This window comes from Micromonospora sp. NPDC047793 (assembly GCF_040642635.1).
In the GTDB taxonomy this organism is placed as follows: domain Bacteria; phylum Actinomycetota; class Actinomycetes; order Mycobacteriales; family Micromonosporaceae; genus Micromonospora.
The window spans coordinates 1-14,582 of sequence record NZ_JBEYSG010000018.1 but is presented as its reverse complement, the minus strand read 5'-3'; the positions used below and the strand labels follow the sequence as shown (position 1 = coordinate 14,582).

The 14,582-nt window shown below is 71.2% G+C and carries 14 protein-coding genes and 1 tRNA gene; 11 read left to right on the top strand and 4 right to left on the bottom strand.

Features of this window, described 5'->3' with window-relative positions; all coding sequences use genetic code 11:
- Positions 1 to 4 precede the first annotated feature (4 nt).
- The 4 genes from ABZ738_RS26715 to fxlM form a co-directional block, all read right to left on the bottom strand.
- Positions 5 to 1,078 (bottom strand): lanthionine synthetase C family protein, encoded by a 1,074-nt coding sequence (locus tag ABZ738_RS26715; RefSeq protein ID WP_357217536.1) that lies wholly within the window; start codon positions 1,076 to 1,078, stop codon positions 5 to 7.
- Positions 1,075 to 3,819, bottom strand: a complete 2,745-nt coding sequence (locus ABZ738_RS26710; RefSeq protein ID WP_357217533.1) for a lantibiotic dehydratase — start codon at positions 3,817 to 3,819, stop codon at positions 1,075 to 1,077. Before ABZ738_RS26710 ends, ABZ738_RS26715 begins: the two co-directional genes overlap by 4 nt.
- Before the next feature lie 73 nt (positions 3,820 to 3,892).
- Positions 3,893 to 4,039 carry an FxLD family lanthipeptide gene (locus ABZ738_RS26705; protein ID WP_176093382.1) on the bottom strand — a complete coding sequence of 49 codons (147 nt, stop codon included), beginning with the start codon at positions 4,037 to 4,039 and terminating at the stop codon, positions 3,893 to 3,895.
- Between the two features lie 14 nt (positions 4,040 to 4,053).
- Entirely contained in the window at positions 4,054 to 5,292 is a 1,239-nt protein-coding gene (gene fxlM / locus ABZ738_RS26700) for a methyltransferase, FxLD system (RefSeq protein WP_357217529.1), read from the bottom strand.
- Positions 5,293 to 5,879: 587 nt separating this feature from the next.
- On the opposite strand from fxlM, the gene ABZ738_RS26695 reads away from it, so the two are divergent.
- The 11 genes from ABZ738_RS26695 to ABZ738_RS26645 form a co-directional block, all read left to right on the top strand.
- Complete coding sequence (locus tag ABZ738_RS26695; protein ID WP_357217526.1) at positions 5,880 to 6,461, top strand: AAA family ATPase; 582 nt, start codon at positions 5,880 to 5,882, stop codon at positions 6,459 to 6,461.
- Between the two features lie 398 nt (positions 6,462 to 6,859).
- Positions 6,860 to 6,934 (top strand) — tRNA-Arg (locus ABZ738_RS26690).
- A gap of 139 nt (positions 6,935 to 7,073) precedes the next feature.
- Positions 7,074 to 7,412: a hypothetical protein gene (locus ABZ738_RS26685; RefSeq protein WP_357217523.1), complete on the top strand. Its 339-nt coding sequence runs from the start codon at positions 7,074 to 7,076 to the stop codon at positions 7,410 to 7,412.
- Positions 7,409 to 8,860, top strand: coding sequence for an APC family permease (locus tag ABZ738_RS26680; RefSeq protein ID WP_357217520.1), 1,452 nt, complete (start codon positions 7,409 to 7,411; stop codon positions 8,858 to 8,860). Before ABZ738_RS26685 ends, ABZ738_RS26680 begins: the two co-directional genes overlap by 4 nt.
- A 415-nt stretch (positions 8,861 to 9,275) precedes the next feature.
- Complete coding sequence (locus ABZ738_RS26675) at positions 9,276 to 9,950, top strand: hypothetical protein (protein WP_357217516.1); 675 nt, start codon at positions 9,276 to 9,278, stop codon at positions 9,948 to 9,950.
- Entirely contained in the window at positions 9,947 to 11,149 is a 1,203-nt protein-coding gene (locus tag ABZ738_RS26670) for a histidine decarboxylase (RefSeq protein ID WP_357217513.1), read from the top strand. Before ABZ738_RS26675 ends, ABZ738_RS26670 begins: the two co-directional genes overlap by 4 nt.
- Positions 11,150 to 11,252: 103 nt before the next feature.
- Positions 11,253 to 12,056 carry a methyltransferase domain-containing protein gene (locus ABZ738_RS26665; RefSeq protein WP_357217510.1) on the top strand — a complete coding sequence of 268 codons (804 nt, stop codon included), beginning with the start codon at positions 11,253 to 11,255 and terminating at the stop codon, positions 12,054 to 12,056.
- Positions 12,057 to 12,069: 13 nt separating this feature from the next.
- The gene (locus ABZ738_RS26660; RefSeq protein WP_357217507.1) at positions 12,070 to 12,948 is read left to right on the top strand and encodes a hypothetical protein; all 879 of its coding nucleotides are present in this window, start codon (positions 12,070 to 12,072) and stop codon (positions 12,946 to 12,948) included.
- Between the two features lie 158 nt (positions 12,949 to 13,106).
- Positions 13,107 to 13,751 (top strand): N-acetyltransferase, encoded by a 645-nt coding sequence (locus ABZ738_RS26655; RefSeq protein ID WP_357217504.1) that lies wholly within the window; start codon positions 13,107 to 13,109, stop codon positions 13,749 to 13,751.
- A gap of 71 nt (positions 13,752 to 13,822) precedes the next feature.
- The gene (locus ABZ738_RS26650; protein ID WP_357217501.1) at positions 13,823 to 14,065 is read left to right on the top strand and encodes a hypothetical protein; all 243 of its coding nucleotides are present in this window, start codon (positions 13,823 to 13,825) and stop codon (positions 14,063 to 14,065) included.
- Positions 14,062 to 14,582: DEAD/DEAH box helicase family protein (locus ABZ738_RS26645; protein ID WP_357217498.1), on the top strand; the 521-nt coding region annotated here is incomplete at its 3' end. The genes ABZ738_RS26650 and ABZ738_RS26645, both read left to right, overlap by 4 nt.

Genomic DNA, 14,582 nt, shown 5'->3' with positions numbered 1-14,582 from the left:
TTCGTCAGCTGAGGAGGAGGCAGGCGTCCCAGCCGGTGGTGGTCGCGGTGGTGGCGAGGTGGGAGCCGGAGGTGCCGTCGAGGAGGCCGGTGGCCTCCTCGGTGCCGGGGGCGGTGTGGTGGTGCAGGTGTGTCAGGTGGGTGAGTGGCGTCGGGGTGAGGGCGTCGGCGGTGATGCGTCGTGCGGTGGTGAGGAGCCCTGCGGTGCCGTGGCACAGGCTGCGGTCGGTGAGCCGGCGGAGTTGCGCGGGGTCGGTGACGCAGGCGGTGAACGCTGTTTCGGCGAGGTGTCGGCGGTGGGTGTCGTGGAGGGCGAGGGCGGCCAGTTGTTGGGCGCGGGCGATGCCGGGGGTGCCGTAGCACCACGACGGGCGCAGCGGCTGCTGCTGGGTGGGTGTGGCGTGGTGCAGGTCGTCGAAGGTGAGGGTTTGCGGCCACCAGGTGCTGCCGTCGGTGTGCTGCTGCCAGGTGTCGAGCCAGCGGCAGATGGCGCGGATCGCCGAAGCGTGTCCGTTGACGGTGATGCCGTCTCGGTGGGTGAGGGCGAGCAGGGCGAGGGGGCCGGTGATGCCGTGGGCGAGGCCGTGGTTGGCGTGTCCTCCGGCCGGTGGTGGTTGGTGGCGGTCGGGGCCGTTGGTGCACCACCAGCCGGGAAGGTTGTGGACGGGTTCGGTGAGCCGGACGAGGTAGTCCAGGACGTGGCGCAGCAGGCCGTGATCGCCGAGGCGGCGCAGGGCGACGCCGAGGCCGGTCAGTCCCCGGATGAGGTCGTATTCGGCGTAGTGGGGTCGTTGGTGAGAGTCGATGCGGCGGTGTGCGGCGTCCAGTCGTCGGCGGGTGACGGTGGCGGTGCCGTCGGCGGCGACCGCGCGGGCGCGTGCGAGGGCGGGCTGGTCGCTGGTGGCGAGGACGAAGGCGAGCGCGGGAGCGCCGTAGAAGAGGCTGGCTCCGGCGGCGATGCTGACGCCATGGCGGGTGGCGGTGCGTAGGGCGGCGTACGCGGCGGGCCAGTCGCCGGTTTCCAGGTGCAGGAGCGCGATGCCGGCGGCGCCGTCGGCGAGGGACTGTCCGGGGTTCATGCGGTGGCCTGGTGGGTGCGGGCGATGGTGCGGGCCAGGCGCAGGCAGTGTCGTTCGGAGGCGGTGTCGACGCCGATCATGCGGGCGTGGTGCAGGTGCAGCAGGTCGGCCAGCACGTGGTCGAGATACAGACCGTCGGCGGCGGCCAACCGTCGGTAGGTGGCCAGCGCCGCGTCCAGGGCGTCGTCGCGGAGTGGTGTGCGGGCGTGGGCGAGCTGCGCGGGTGAAAGTCGTGGGCCGCTGTGGTGAGGCAGATGAGCGGTTAGCCATCGTGGTCCGTCGCGGGTGAAGGCGTCGGCGATGGCGATCATGCCGGCGGCGGTGGTGGCCTGACGGTCGCCGGTCAACCGGTGCAGGACGGTGTGGGAGTCTGCGGCGAACACCCGCTCGGCGGCGGCGAGGGTGGGGCCGGTGCCGTGGCGGGTCTCCGGCCGGTAGCTGTGCAGGGTGTAGTCGTGCAGGACACCGTCGTGTTCCAGGTGTTGCGTCCACTCGGCGAGGCTGCTGACGGTGCTGGTGAAGTCGGCGTTGTGCAGGGGGATGCGGAGCCGCAGGTGCGGTTCGGGGTCGGGGTAGCGCAGGAACCACCACCCCTCTGGCAGGAGGCTGTCGACTCGGCCGGCGAGGTCGTGGAGGATGTCGTCGGCCCGCCCGTACAGCCGCGTCTCCAGCCACGGCGATGGTCCGGCTCGGTGCGCCACGGTCGTCACGGCGCGGGCCGGTCGAGGCGGCCGGTCGGCGGGTTGCGGCTGGGTGCGGGTGAGGGTGAGCAGGAGTTCGGCGGGCCTGCCGCCGATCCACCCTGCGGAGCCGGGCGCCTCGGTGACGGTGGTGCGGTGGTGCCGGTCGATCTGCTGCCGCAGCACCGCCAGGTGCGCGTCATCGTCCAGGTTGAGGCGCAGCTGGACGTCGTCGTCGCCGACCAGGATCTGCTCGGGTAGCCGGTGTCGGTCGCGGTGTCGCTGCCAGGCGTCGCGCCACTGCGGCCAGGGCACGTCACGGGGAAGGGCGTTGCGGTCGACGATCCAGCGGGCGGTATGCAGGATGCTGCGTCCGCGCCGCACGCGGGGTAGGAACGGCAGCCCGCTGGCGTGGCCCCAGTCGAATCTGCTGCACGGCGCGGTCCAGGCCGTCCAGATCTCGGTCAGGAACCGCATCAGCGGCTGCTGCAGCCCGGGCAGCAGCACGCTGTTGCACAGCAGCGCCTCGACCGGACGGCCGGTCGCCGCCCGGACCAGCCACAGTCGGTGGCCGTCGCCGGCGACCGCCAGGTCCGCGACCGTGATCGGCGGGTCCGGATGGAAGTCACCGACGGGTAGGACGGGCAGCATCGCCGGTGTCCGGGCGACCGAGATCAGCCGCGCGTCCAGGGGTGGGCCGGACAGCTGCACGATGTCCGCGTCGGGCAACGCGGTCGGCAGATTCTGGTAGACGTGCTGGAACGATGCCCGTTCGGCGGGGGTGAGCAGGTGCAGGAACCGGCCTGCGGACACCCCGGCATGCCGGGCGCCGCTGAGCACCGTCATCGTGAACGCCCCCCGGTCCACATCTGCGAGGGTCGCGGCGGCGAGAGTGAACCTGACCTCGGTGTGCGGGACAGGCGGCCGCTCATCGTCTGCCCGGAGCTGTCCGATCAGCTCGTCGTCGAGGACCACCTCCGCGCCTCCGGTGAGCGCCGACTGCTGAGCGAGCTGCCCCAGCAGCCGGTCGCGGGCGGTGAGCACCGCAGGTACGCGGCGGGTGGATCCCCGGTACCCGGCGGGGAAGCCCAGCACGGTCAGCACGTCGCGGACCGGCACTGCCGCACCCGGGCCCCACCGCGCGATGAACGCCCGGTGGTACTCCGCCCAGCCCGGCAGCTGCGGTGCCACCGCTACCAGCGTCGACGCGGCACGGGCCGCTTCCCGCCGCACCGCAGGTGGCAGCGTCACCGCCACGTCGACCCGCAGGTCCACCGCGACCCGGTCCCCAGGGGCAGGCATCGGAAGGTGGCGGGCCAGGTGGGCCTCCGGGTCGGTGACGGTCATCGCCGGCCGCACCGCCGACAGCAGCACCCCCGCCCGGACCAGCGACGCCACCGTCCGCTCCACCTCGTCCACACCGAGGCACAGCGACTCGGCGACGCGGGCGGCAAGAACGCCGAACCCGACCGGACCGGCCGCCCCTTCCACTACCGCCCGCACCACACCCGTCAGCCGAACCTCGATGTCCCACCGGCGCTCGCCGTCGCTGCGGGCACAGGGCAGCACCCACACCCCACCCCGCCGGTACCCCACCGCGTTCGTCACCACCGCCACCCGACGAAGCACCGTCAGATCCCGCTCCGCGCGCACGGTGTGCTCCGCGATCGTCTGCCCGTCAGCAGACACCACCGACCGGTGCGCCTCACCCCAGCGCACCGCCGCCCGGTCACCGAACTCCACCGGCGCCACCCCCGCGAAGGTGCCGAACGGTGTCGCACGGGTGGTCCACCGCAGCAGATACCGCACCGTCGACTCCACCAGCCGCCGCAACCGCTCCTCCGACACCGGCTCACCGGCGACGGCCCGACTGATCTGCGCGGCCAACCGCGGCGTGGCATCGGCGACAGCCGCCGCGAACCCCGGCAACTTCCACACCGTGGCCAACCACCGCTGCCACTGCGCGGGCCGGTCACACGTCAGGTCGGGCCAGGCCGGCAGGACCAGGCCGTCCGGGTACGCGGCGACTCTGATCAACGCCGCACCAGGAGTGGAGAACACGATGCACCACCGAGACAGGGCAGGGCCCGGCGTCGGCGGACGCCGGGCCCCGAGAGTGGGTGTGAAGGGTTGGTTACTTGCCGCCGCCGGAGCAGGCGTTCGAGCCGGTGTTACCCGAGCCGCAGCCGTCGTCGGTGCTGGTGGCGTACCCGCCGGCGGCGGGACCGGAGTCCACCAGCGTGATGTCCAGGTCCAGCTCGTCGAGTTCCGTGTTCTCCACTCGCGTTTCCCTTCCTATGCGGGGGTGAAGGTGAGGACCATGCGGCTGTGCCGCTTGTCCAGCACCGTCCCGGCCGGCACGTCGCCGTCGGGAGTACCTGCGGGCAGAACGCTCAGCACCGCAGACGGCTCACCGGCGTCCACCCATGCGCGCATCTGCGCCACCATCCGCGCCGCCCACACGGCCGCGTCCGGCCCGTGCGCACACGCGCCGACGTCGAACACGTCGCCGCTCCACCGCAGCGCCGACCGGTACACGAACGTGCCCCCATGCAGGGCGGCGGGTGTACCGAACCGCCACGCCGGGGCCACGACACCGGCGTCCACGGCGTCCTGCTGCGCCGTCAACACCACGACCTCGTTCACCTCATCGCGAAGACGGGCCGCCAGCCACAGATCCAGATCAGCCAGGACGGTACGAGGCGGCAGACTCGCCCCGGCCCACGCCTGCTCCCGCGGCAACGCCAACAACCCACCGACCGAGGTCGCGTCGACCTGCTGACCCTCGTCCAAGCGCAGATGGACCCCCGGCGCGATGTCGACGTAGCGCACCTCGTGCGCGCCGGCACCCTGCATCGCCACGAACCCACACAACCGGTCGCTGCTACTGACCAGCCGATCACCGTCGCGCCGCAACGCCCACGACCGGGTCATCCCGAACGTCCGCACCGGTGCTACCAGCACGCCGCCCTCCGCCAGCTGGGCGATCCACGCCGGAGGCACATCCCACGCACCGACCGTCACGATGATCAGGTCGAATCTGCGGTCCGAGGTGACCGGCTGCTCGGCGTCGGCGCAGACCACGGTCACATCGCTGTACCCCGCCGCGGCCAGACACGCCACGGCACGCTCGGTCACCTCAGGATCGATGTCCACCGTCGTGACCGAACCCGACGGCCCCACCAACTCCCGCAGCAACGACGCGTTGTAGCCACCCGACCCGATCTCCAACACATGCCGGCCCGCCAGCCCACCATCCAGGGCGTCCACCGCCTGATCGAGCATCTCCGCGATCAACCACGGCGCCGACACCGAACTGACGGTCTCGTCACCACGCTTCTTAGTGATGACGGCGCTGTCGCTGCGATACGCCTCCACCAACGGCACACCCGGCGTGTACAGCTCCCGAGGCACCACCCGCAGCGCCGCCTCCACCTCAGGCCGCATCACCAGTCCCTTGGCCTCGTGATCGGCGACCAGCTGGTCGACCATCGCCTCACGCAACCTCTGACTGCTCACCGTGTCGATACTCATGGACCTGTCACTCTCCCTATCCATCACGCCGCCCCCAGTTCACACGGCCGCTCTTCTTCGGCAGCAGTCCACGTACGCGAGCAAGCTTCGGAAGACGCACCTTCACCGGAGCACAAGGGCCGCATCGCCACTCGACGCCTGCACGTAGGTCGGGCACGGTCATGGCTCGAAGTGCGGTGATCTGTGTAGATCACGTCCTCCGATCAATGTGCGGATGGCGAGGAGAACGGCTTCGTGCCGGTCATGCTCACCACTGAACGCTGACGCACCGGTGTCGAACACCCTCGACACGGAATTTCGACACCGGCCGCGAGCATGCCTGCTGGGCAGTAGCAGTCCTGGCAGCCCGCACCGGATCGATCCGGCGACCTCTACATCTGGTTGAACGGGGTCCAGCGTGGCGCCGTGGCGGTGTTCAAAGGGCCGCATGCGGAGACACTGAGCTTGTGCGCAACCGCCGGCCGCGGAGACGACCAGGGCTCGGCGACATGTTGGTGGCCAGTCGGGTTTCCCCGCTGGCGGCCAGTTAGCGGGAGGTATCTGGCCGTAGATGACTACTCAGAGCTGATCCCTACCGGTGTCGTGTCGTGCATCGGCCGAGCTATAACGATGTGGTGGGAGCAACGCCGACCCTTGTCGTCATCAGCGGGCCTTCGGGGGCTGGCAAGACGACGCTCGCCCACCTGCTCGCCGGGCGGATCGGTTGCCCGGCGATCTGCCGGGACGAGATCAAGGAGGGCATGGTCCACGCGGCCGGCGACTTCATCGCCGCACCGAGCGACGAGCTGAGCCTTCGGACTCTGCCCACGTTCTTCAAGGTGCTGCAACTGCTGTTGTCCGCAGGTGTCACCACAGTCGCCGAGGCGGCCTTCCAGGACCGCCTCTGGCGCCCCGGCCTGCAGGCATTGATCGGTATCGCCGACATTCGGGTGGTGCATTGCCGGGTCGACGCGCAGACGGCCTTCGACCGCGTACAGCGACGGCAGGACGAGAACGCGATCCGGCGTGCCCACGCCGATGCGTACCTCGGTGACCATCAGACCCATGGCGTCGGTCACCGCAGCTTCCAGTCTGTCCGGCTCGACGTGCCCGAGATCGAGGTGGACACCAGCGACGGCTACCGTCCTGGACTCGATGAGATCGTCGCCTTCGTGAACGCCGGGCGATGAGCTACCCGTGGTCACCTTGCACAACTTCGGAACTGGCCGTCCACGGGAAATCCAGCTGGCCGCCGACAGCGACACCGACCGTCTGAGCTGGCTTCAGCGAGCGTAGACGGCATGTGAGCTGCCGCCTCACTACCGAGGGCGACCGCCGGCTACTCGCCTGGCGAGCGTGACGACCGTCGAAGAGCGGGCGGCGTGTCGATTCTTTGTGTCGACGGTGTTCGACAGTCCCGGTCCCCGTCATAACTGATCCGACGACATCGACTGCTGCGGCGTTGACGACCCGGTGACGACAGGTGACCCGACATCTGTGGAGTCGGCGCGACCGCAGCCCGGTGACGCGATTCCTCGTTCGCGTCACCTGCTCACAGGGGAGGCGGGATGCGAATCCGCACAGCTGTGGGCCGGACGGCACCGGCCCAGGCCGCCGTCGCCTCCGACGGAGGCGACGCGGGTTCGGATCACCGCCTGGTCCGCCCCGGGGCTCGCAGAACGGCGGTGATCATCCGCTCGTGTGCGAGCCCTGGGGCGATGCCGGACCGCCTGTCACACCCTCTCGACGACGAAGGAGTACCCGCCGTGCAGCCCGTCCGTACACGCCACCGCCCCCTGCTCATGTTTCTCAGACCGAATGCCGGACCGGCGTTGTCGGAGCGGCAGCTCGTGGCCCGCACCCCGACGGACGGAGGAACGGGATCGAGCGAGGAGGTGTGGGGCTGGGCGGTGCGCCGAAAGTGGCGCGACGGTCGCCACGACCTGTTCGGGTTCACCGCCGACCGGCGTACGGCCGACCGTGCTGTGGCCCGTGATCGGGGCTTCTGGCGGGTCGGGCCGGTGCGGCCGGCAGCGGTGTACGTGGTGCCCGCCAACGCGTCTGCGGTGGTCGGGCATCCGGTGTCCGGCTGCGGCAACTCGTCGTGCCCGGACTCCCCGGAACGGGGTGAGCTGCGGTGACGGCGGGAGTGCAGGTGGCGTTGGCGCGTCGGACGGTGACGCCGTTCGGGTTGTGGGTGTTCGGGGCGCAGGCGTCGGCACCCTTGGTTGTTCTGGTCGGTGGTATCCCCGCGATCTACGCGACCACGGGCATCACCGCGCTGCCGTTGACGTATGTGCTGGTCGCGGGTGTGGTGGCGGTGTTGGCGGTGGGTTACACGGCGATGGCGCGTCAGGTCGGGCACCCGGCGGCCTACTACGGAATCCTGGCCCGTGGGTTGGGTCGTGGTTGGGGTGTGGCCGGCGGCATGGTCGCGCTGGTGGCCTACAACGGGATCCAGATCAGCCTGTACGGGCTGCTCGGCGCGACTCTCGCGGCTCAGGTCGGTGGGGTGTGGTGGGTGTGGGCGGGCATCGCCCTGGTGGCGGTCGCGGCGTTCGGTCGCGCGCCGATCGTCCGCTCGACGTGGCTGCTGGCGGTCGTGTTGGTGGTGTCGCTGCTGCTCGTCGCCGTGTTCGTGCTGGCCGGGGTGGGTCAGGCGTCGGCGGGTGACGTGTGGGCGGGCTTCGACGTGGCGGGGTTGATGGTCGGTGGGATCGGCGGGGCGGTGGCGTTCTGTGTGGCCTCGCTGATGGGCGTCGACGCGCCGGGGTCGTTCGTGGAGGAGGCCGTCGACCGGCGGTCGGTCGGTCGGGCCTCGGTCGTCGGTGCGCTCGCGCTGGGTGGGGTGTATGCGGTGGCGGCGTGGGCGATGGGCGTGGCCGTCGGCCCCACTGCCGTCGGCGAGGCGGCTGCGGCGGACGGCGATCTGCCGTTCACGATCCTGAGCCGGGCCGGTAGCGGGGTGGTGGCGCTGGCGGGAGTGATGCTGCTCCTGGCGATCCTCACCGCGAAGCTGTCCTTCCACGCCGTGGTCGCGCGGTATGTGTTCGCGATGGCGCGGGAGGGTGTGCTACCGGCCCGGCTCGCGGGGGCCGAGGGCGGCACGCGGGTCAGTGCGCCGCGTGGCGGCTCGCTGACGCAGACGGTCATCGCCGCGGTGGTGGTGGCGGGGTTCGCGGCGGCCGGCGCCGACCCGGTGGGTCAGATGTTCACCTGGTGCTCGACGTTGGGTGCGTTGGGTCTGCTGAGCTTGCTGCTGGCCGCGTCCCTGGCCGCGCTGCTCGCCCCACCCGAGGTGCGGGGTGAGCGGGCCGGCGTGTGGGAGTGGCGGATCGCTCCGGTGCTGGGCCTTGTCGCGGGGACGGTGGTGCTCGCCGCGATGATCCTGAACGTCGGGAGTCTGCTGGGGGCCGCGCCCGGATCCCCGTATCCGCTGCTGTTGCCCACGATCATCATCGCCGCCGCGGTCGCGGGCGGGATGTGGGCCCAGTACGTGCGGCAGTCCCGGCCGGAGGTCTACGCCGGGATCGGTGACGGTACTCCGCAGCCGAACGCGGTGCCCGATGCCGTGAACATCTCGATCTGACGGGCCGACGATGATGACTCACGCGCACCGACCTCCCGGCCGTCCCGGCCACCCGGTCGACCCTCTGCATCCCGGCTGGAGCCCGGAGCACCGCCAGGTGCCCTCGCCCTCCGCGCACCGTCCGCCCGCCGACCACGGACTCCGGCCCGATTACCGGCCACCACCCGCATCCGGGTACGGGCCGCCGCCTGGGCCTGGGTACGGGCCGCCGCCTCCAGCCGGGTATGGGCCGCCGTCGGTCGCCTACGACCGTCTTCCGGAACCTCCACCCGAACCGCCCCAGCCGCAGCTGCCTGCAACGGATCCGCAGGCGACGGCAGCGGGAGAGGCGGAGGGTGGCTCGGAGGGTGAGTCGGACGCCGACCGCCGGTGGTGGGTGGAGTTGCGTCACCAGGTCCTCTACCGGTGTAAGGGCGTGAATCGGGGGCATCTGCTCGCCGCCGACGAGCGGTACGGGACGCGGGAGGCTCTCGGCCCGCACGCGGTGATGCTGTTCTTCGCGGCGCCGTCGTCGACGGAACCTTACGGGTTCCGGCTGCACACCGCGTACCGGATGTTCCTGGCGGCTCCCGAGTCGGAGAACCTGGTGGCCCTGTTGGCGGACCTGACGGCCATCGCCGTAGACAACATCGCCCACGCCAGGTCCCTGGGACGGTGGTGGCATCCGCTGGGTCCGGAACGGTCGATGGTCAACGGCGGTGACATGACCCTGCCCGCCGACGCGGTCTACGTCGGTGCCGGGGTGAGCACCCTCGACTCCGTCGACGGGTCGTGGCAGCAGCTCGCCCGCTGTCTGCGCAGCCCGTCCGGGACCGGCTCCGTCCGGTCGGCGTTCGACTTGAAGAGCGAGTGCTATGCGCTGCTGGTCGACGGCACGGCCATCAAGGTCGATCGTGACCCGCACGCCCGCGTCGGCAGCTCGGGCGTGCGCAGCAGTAAACCCCTGGAAGCGCGGTGGGATCCGCTGTGGCACAACCCGCACCACGACCTCACCATGCAGGGCGACGCCGACACCCGGCAGGTGTGGCACCACCTCGGCACCCTGCACGAGGTCCTGACAGCTCAACTGCGCCGGAAGCGGCCTCGGTGACCACCTCGATCGCCGATCTGGCGGTGGCCGCTGATCTGAGCCGCGATGACATCGACGTCACCGCGGTCCTCGACCACCTCGTCGCCGACGCCGCAGCCACGGCACCGACGGCCATCGGGTATCCGGGTGCGGTCGACCTCGACCACAGCGCGGTCATCGCCCGTCTCGGGCACCGGCTGTGGAACAACATCGGCGACCCCGCCGACACCGGCGGGGTCGCGCACACCCGGGTGCTGGAACGGGCGGTGGTCGCCTGGATGGCGGACCTGTTCGGGATGCCGGCCGGTGACCGGTGGGGCTACGTCACCACCGGCGGCACCGAAGGCAACCTGTCCGGCCTGGCCGCCGCCTACCGACGCTGGCCGACAGCCCGGATCTACTACTCCACCGCCGCCCACTACTCCATCCCCAAGATCGTCGACCTGCTCGGCGCCTACAAGACGGTCGTGCGGGCGCACCCGGACGGGGAGATGGACTACGACGACCTCGCCGAGAAGCTGCGGAAGCGACGGCGGTGGCCCGCGATCGTGGTCGCCACGGCGGGCACCACGATGACCGAGGCCGTGGACGACATCATCCGGATCCGCGCCATCCTCAGTGAGTACGCCATGGTCGGGCATCTACACGTCGACGCGGCCCTGTCCGGGATTCCACTCGCCCTCGACGGCACACTCGACTGTGATGACGTCGGCATCGACTCGATCGCCGTGTCCGGCCACAAGTTCCTCGGCGTGCCCACACCGTGCGGGGTGGTCCTGATCCGCGACCACGTCCGCAACCCGGCCCGACAACCGATCGCCTACACCGCCGCCGCCGACACCACCGTCACTGGATCCCGCTGCGGCCTGGCCGCCGCCCTGCTCTGGCACGCCATCGCCGTCCACGGCCGCGAAGGACACCGGTGGCGGGCCGCCGAAGCCCGCACCGTCGCCGCGTACGCCGTCGACCGGATCCGTGCCACCGGCTGGCAGGCATGGCGGTACCCCCACGCCTTCACGGTCGTCCTCCCCACCCCACCGGAAGCGGTGCGGGTCAAGTGGCTGCTGGCCACCGACGGACCCGCCAGCCACCTCATCTGCATGCCCGGCATCACCACCGCGCAGATCGACGCACTGACCGCCGACCTGACCGCCGCCATCAGAACACCGATCCCACGTCCCCGCGCACCGCACACACCTGAGGTCACCACCGCGTCCTGACCTCGACCGGCGGACCGCTCCTGCCTCACCAGCGGCAGGCCATCGACGAAGCCGCCCAACTCGTCGACCGGATCCCACCGCCACGAACACCGCCGCATGACCGATGCCGCCGGCATCACCAGACCAACCTCCGGAGGCCCCTATGACGCCCACGCCGCTGTCGGCACGCCCTGCCCCGGTTCACCGACTGCTCGACCCGGTCATCCGCAGAATCTTGGACCGGATCGACATCAGACCCGACCAGTCCGTGCTCGAAGTCGGTGCAGGTCCCGGGGAGATCACCGCTCACCTGGCGCACCTCGTCGGCGACCACGGGATCGTCACCGCCGTCGACACCGACACCAGCCGACTCACCCCGACCAACGTCATCGACGTGCAGCAGCGTGACCTGGACCGGGACGTCCTGCCCGACACATACGACAGGTACGACCACGTCGTCGCCCGTCGCAGCACCAAGCCGCTACGCGACCCGGTGGACGTGTTGGAGCAGATGATCGCCCGACTGCGTCCCGGCGGCTGGCTGCTTCTCGCCGACATCCTGCCCTCCGCGCCGAAGGTGTACCGGGCGCCGGACGCCGTCGACGACCACCTGATCGCCGCCGTCATGAACCGGGTCCGCCGCGCCATCGCCGGCAGCGACGAGGCAGGCACGTGGACGAGCAACATCGAGTCCCTGCTGGTCAACCGGGGCATGACGCGGCACTGCGTCCACGTCGGCACCGAGACCTGGACCGGTACCCGGCCCGGTTGCCAGCTCCTCGCCGACATCGCCACCCACCTACGCCCCGAACTGGCCACCGAGTTCAGCGACAGTGATCTCGATCGGTTCGGTGCCCTCATGGCCGATCCGCGCGTGCTCCTGGCCTCCTACACGACCCGGGTCATCCACGCCCGCAAGGCCGACTGAGGACGCGCGCACCATGACGCAGCAACCCCACCCGACCCGCCGCGCTCTTCTGCCCCTGCTCCTCGGCGGCGGTGTCCTCGTCCTGGCCGGGTGCCAGCCCAGCACCGCAGCCCCCCGACCGGGCACGCCCACCGCCGCCGCGCCGCCGGACCACCCACCTACCCAGTCCGCGCCCGACGCCGGGCACACCGCAGGGCAGCGGTTGGAGATCCTCGCCGACACCCTGGCCGGCACACCGGCCGACGCCACCACCGGCCTGCCCTACACCTACCTGCACCTGCAAACCTGGGCCCGCGCGACGAACAGAATCGTCCGCAGCGACGTCCGACGGTGGCGGCACGCGGACGGATCCGGCCGTGAGGTCATCCGGCGGGCACCGGACCTGGCGGGCGTGGAGCACCAACCCGGACCCGATGAGCGGTCCCTGTTCGATCGCGCCGCCCCGACCACGCACCGCCACCGGGCGGGAAGCCTGCACCCGTACCTCTCTGAGCCGGTCCCGGCCGACCCAGCACGGTTGGCCAGGCTGCTGGTGCCAGCCGAGCTCGTCGGCGAGCCCGCCTACCCGAGACTGCTCGCTGGCGGTGTCATCGGCCTGGCCACCAGCCAACACCTCCACCACGCCCAGCGCGCCACGGCACTACGCGTGCTCGCACGGATTCCCGGCATCACCTACGGCGGCCCGACAACCGACCTCGCCGGACGCGCCGGTCTGGCGTTCCGTGTCACCGCCGAGGGGTCCACCACCGTGCTGGTCATCGACCCGGGCACGGGGGAGTTGCTCGCCGCGCACGAACGCGTCAGCGGCATCCGGCCGGGCCTGTTCTCGCACGTGCTCATCCTGACGCGAGGCCACACCACCGACACCGCCACACCACCCGCCGCCGGGTGACGGGTGACGACCTGACCAGCCGCCCAACCTGGACCCGAGCAGCAGGCGACGGCTGGTCTCCCGGCCGGCGGCAGCGGACCGCCCCCGTTGCGCTGCCGCCGGCCACCCACACCAGCACGCCGTCTCGCGGCGGACCGACGACAGCGAAGGAGAACGAGGTGGGGTACCGGATCAGGGCCGCCAGATGGGCGGAAAGGGCTGAGGCCGTCGAGGTGATCGCTGAGGCGTTGCATCCCAGCCCGCTCGCCGAGTGGTTGGTGCCCGACGACGCGCAACGGGCCCGCGTCCTGGCCGCAGTCGCCGCGATATGGGTAGAGCACGCCATGTTCTACGGCGAGGTCCACCTCGTTGACGACCTGAGCGCCGCCAGCGTCTGCTTGCGCCGGTACGGTCCGCTGCCACCCCCGGCCGACTACACCTGGCGCCTCGCCGAGGCCGCCGGCCCGCACGTCGACCGCTTCGTGACGCTGCATGATCTGCTCGCTGCCGCTCAACCCGACGAGGCCCACCACCACCTCGCCTACCTCGCCGTCCGCCCACCGTTCCAAGGCACCGGGCGGGGCCAGGCACTGATGGCGGAGGTGCACCACCGCATCGATCACCTCACCATGCCCTGCTGGACCGTCACGCTCGCGGCCGGACAGCGCCTGCTCGCTCGCAACGGTTATGAGCCCGGCAACGCGATCACGGTCGCCGACGGCCTGCCCCTGCATCCGATGCGCCGCCGCGCGCACCGTGACACCACGACGCAGGCCGGCACCACATTGACGTCATCCACCGCGCCATCCCGCGACGGCGTGTGACGGCCGTGAGGATCCCGGAACCAGCGAGATCGGAGTTGGCGACTGCGCGTGTGATTCGTGTAGCGCATCTGATGGTGGTCATCGTGTTCGTGCACACGCCGATCTCGGTGATCACCGGCGGTGTCACCTACGTGGGGACCGCCACCGCCCTGCATGTGGTGGCACCGGATCTCCCCGCGCCGGCACGCGGCGGTGTCGTCACGGCCGCCGTATTGGTCGTCTGCGGCCTGGTGGGCTGGTACCTGCACGAGATCATGGTGATCATCGCCCGACTGGCGACCGCGGCCCTGCGACTGACGAAGGGACTGAGGTGACGGGCCCACGGCTGGTCGAGCGGCTGCCAGCGCTTCGCGACTATCAGCGGGAGGCTGTCGAGGCGATCGTGCGAGGGCAGTCCACCGGTGGTCGCGGCCAGTTCCGGGCCGCCTGCGGCACCGGAAAATCGCTGGTCGCGGTGCACGCCGCTGCGCGGCTGTGCCCGGCCGGGCTGGTGGTCGTGGCGTGCCCGTCGCTGCCGCTGCTGGCGCAGACCCTGGCGGTGTGGGCCGCCGCCGGTATGGGGGCGCAGGTCCTCGCGGTGTGCAGCGATGACACCGTCGCCGATGCTGCGGTGCGGGTGGCGGACCTTCAGTGTCCGGTCACCACCCGGCCGAGGGAGATCGCCGACTGGGTGCGGCGCACGCCGAGCACGCGCATGCGGCTGATCCTGGTCACGCATGCCTCTGCCGGTGTAGTGGGCGAAGGACTTCACGAAGCCGACACCGTCGCCGATCTGTTGGTCATCGATGAGGCGCACCACACGGCGGGATGGCCCGGCAAGCATGTCGCGTT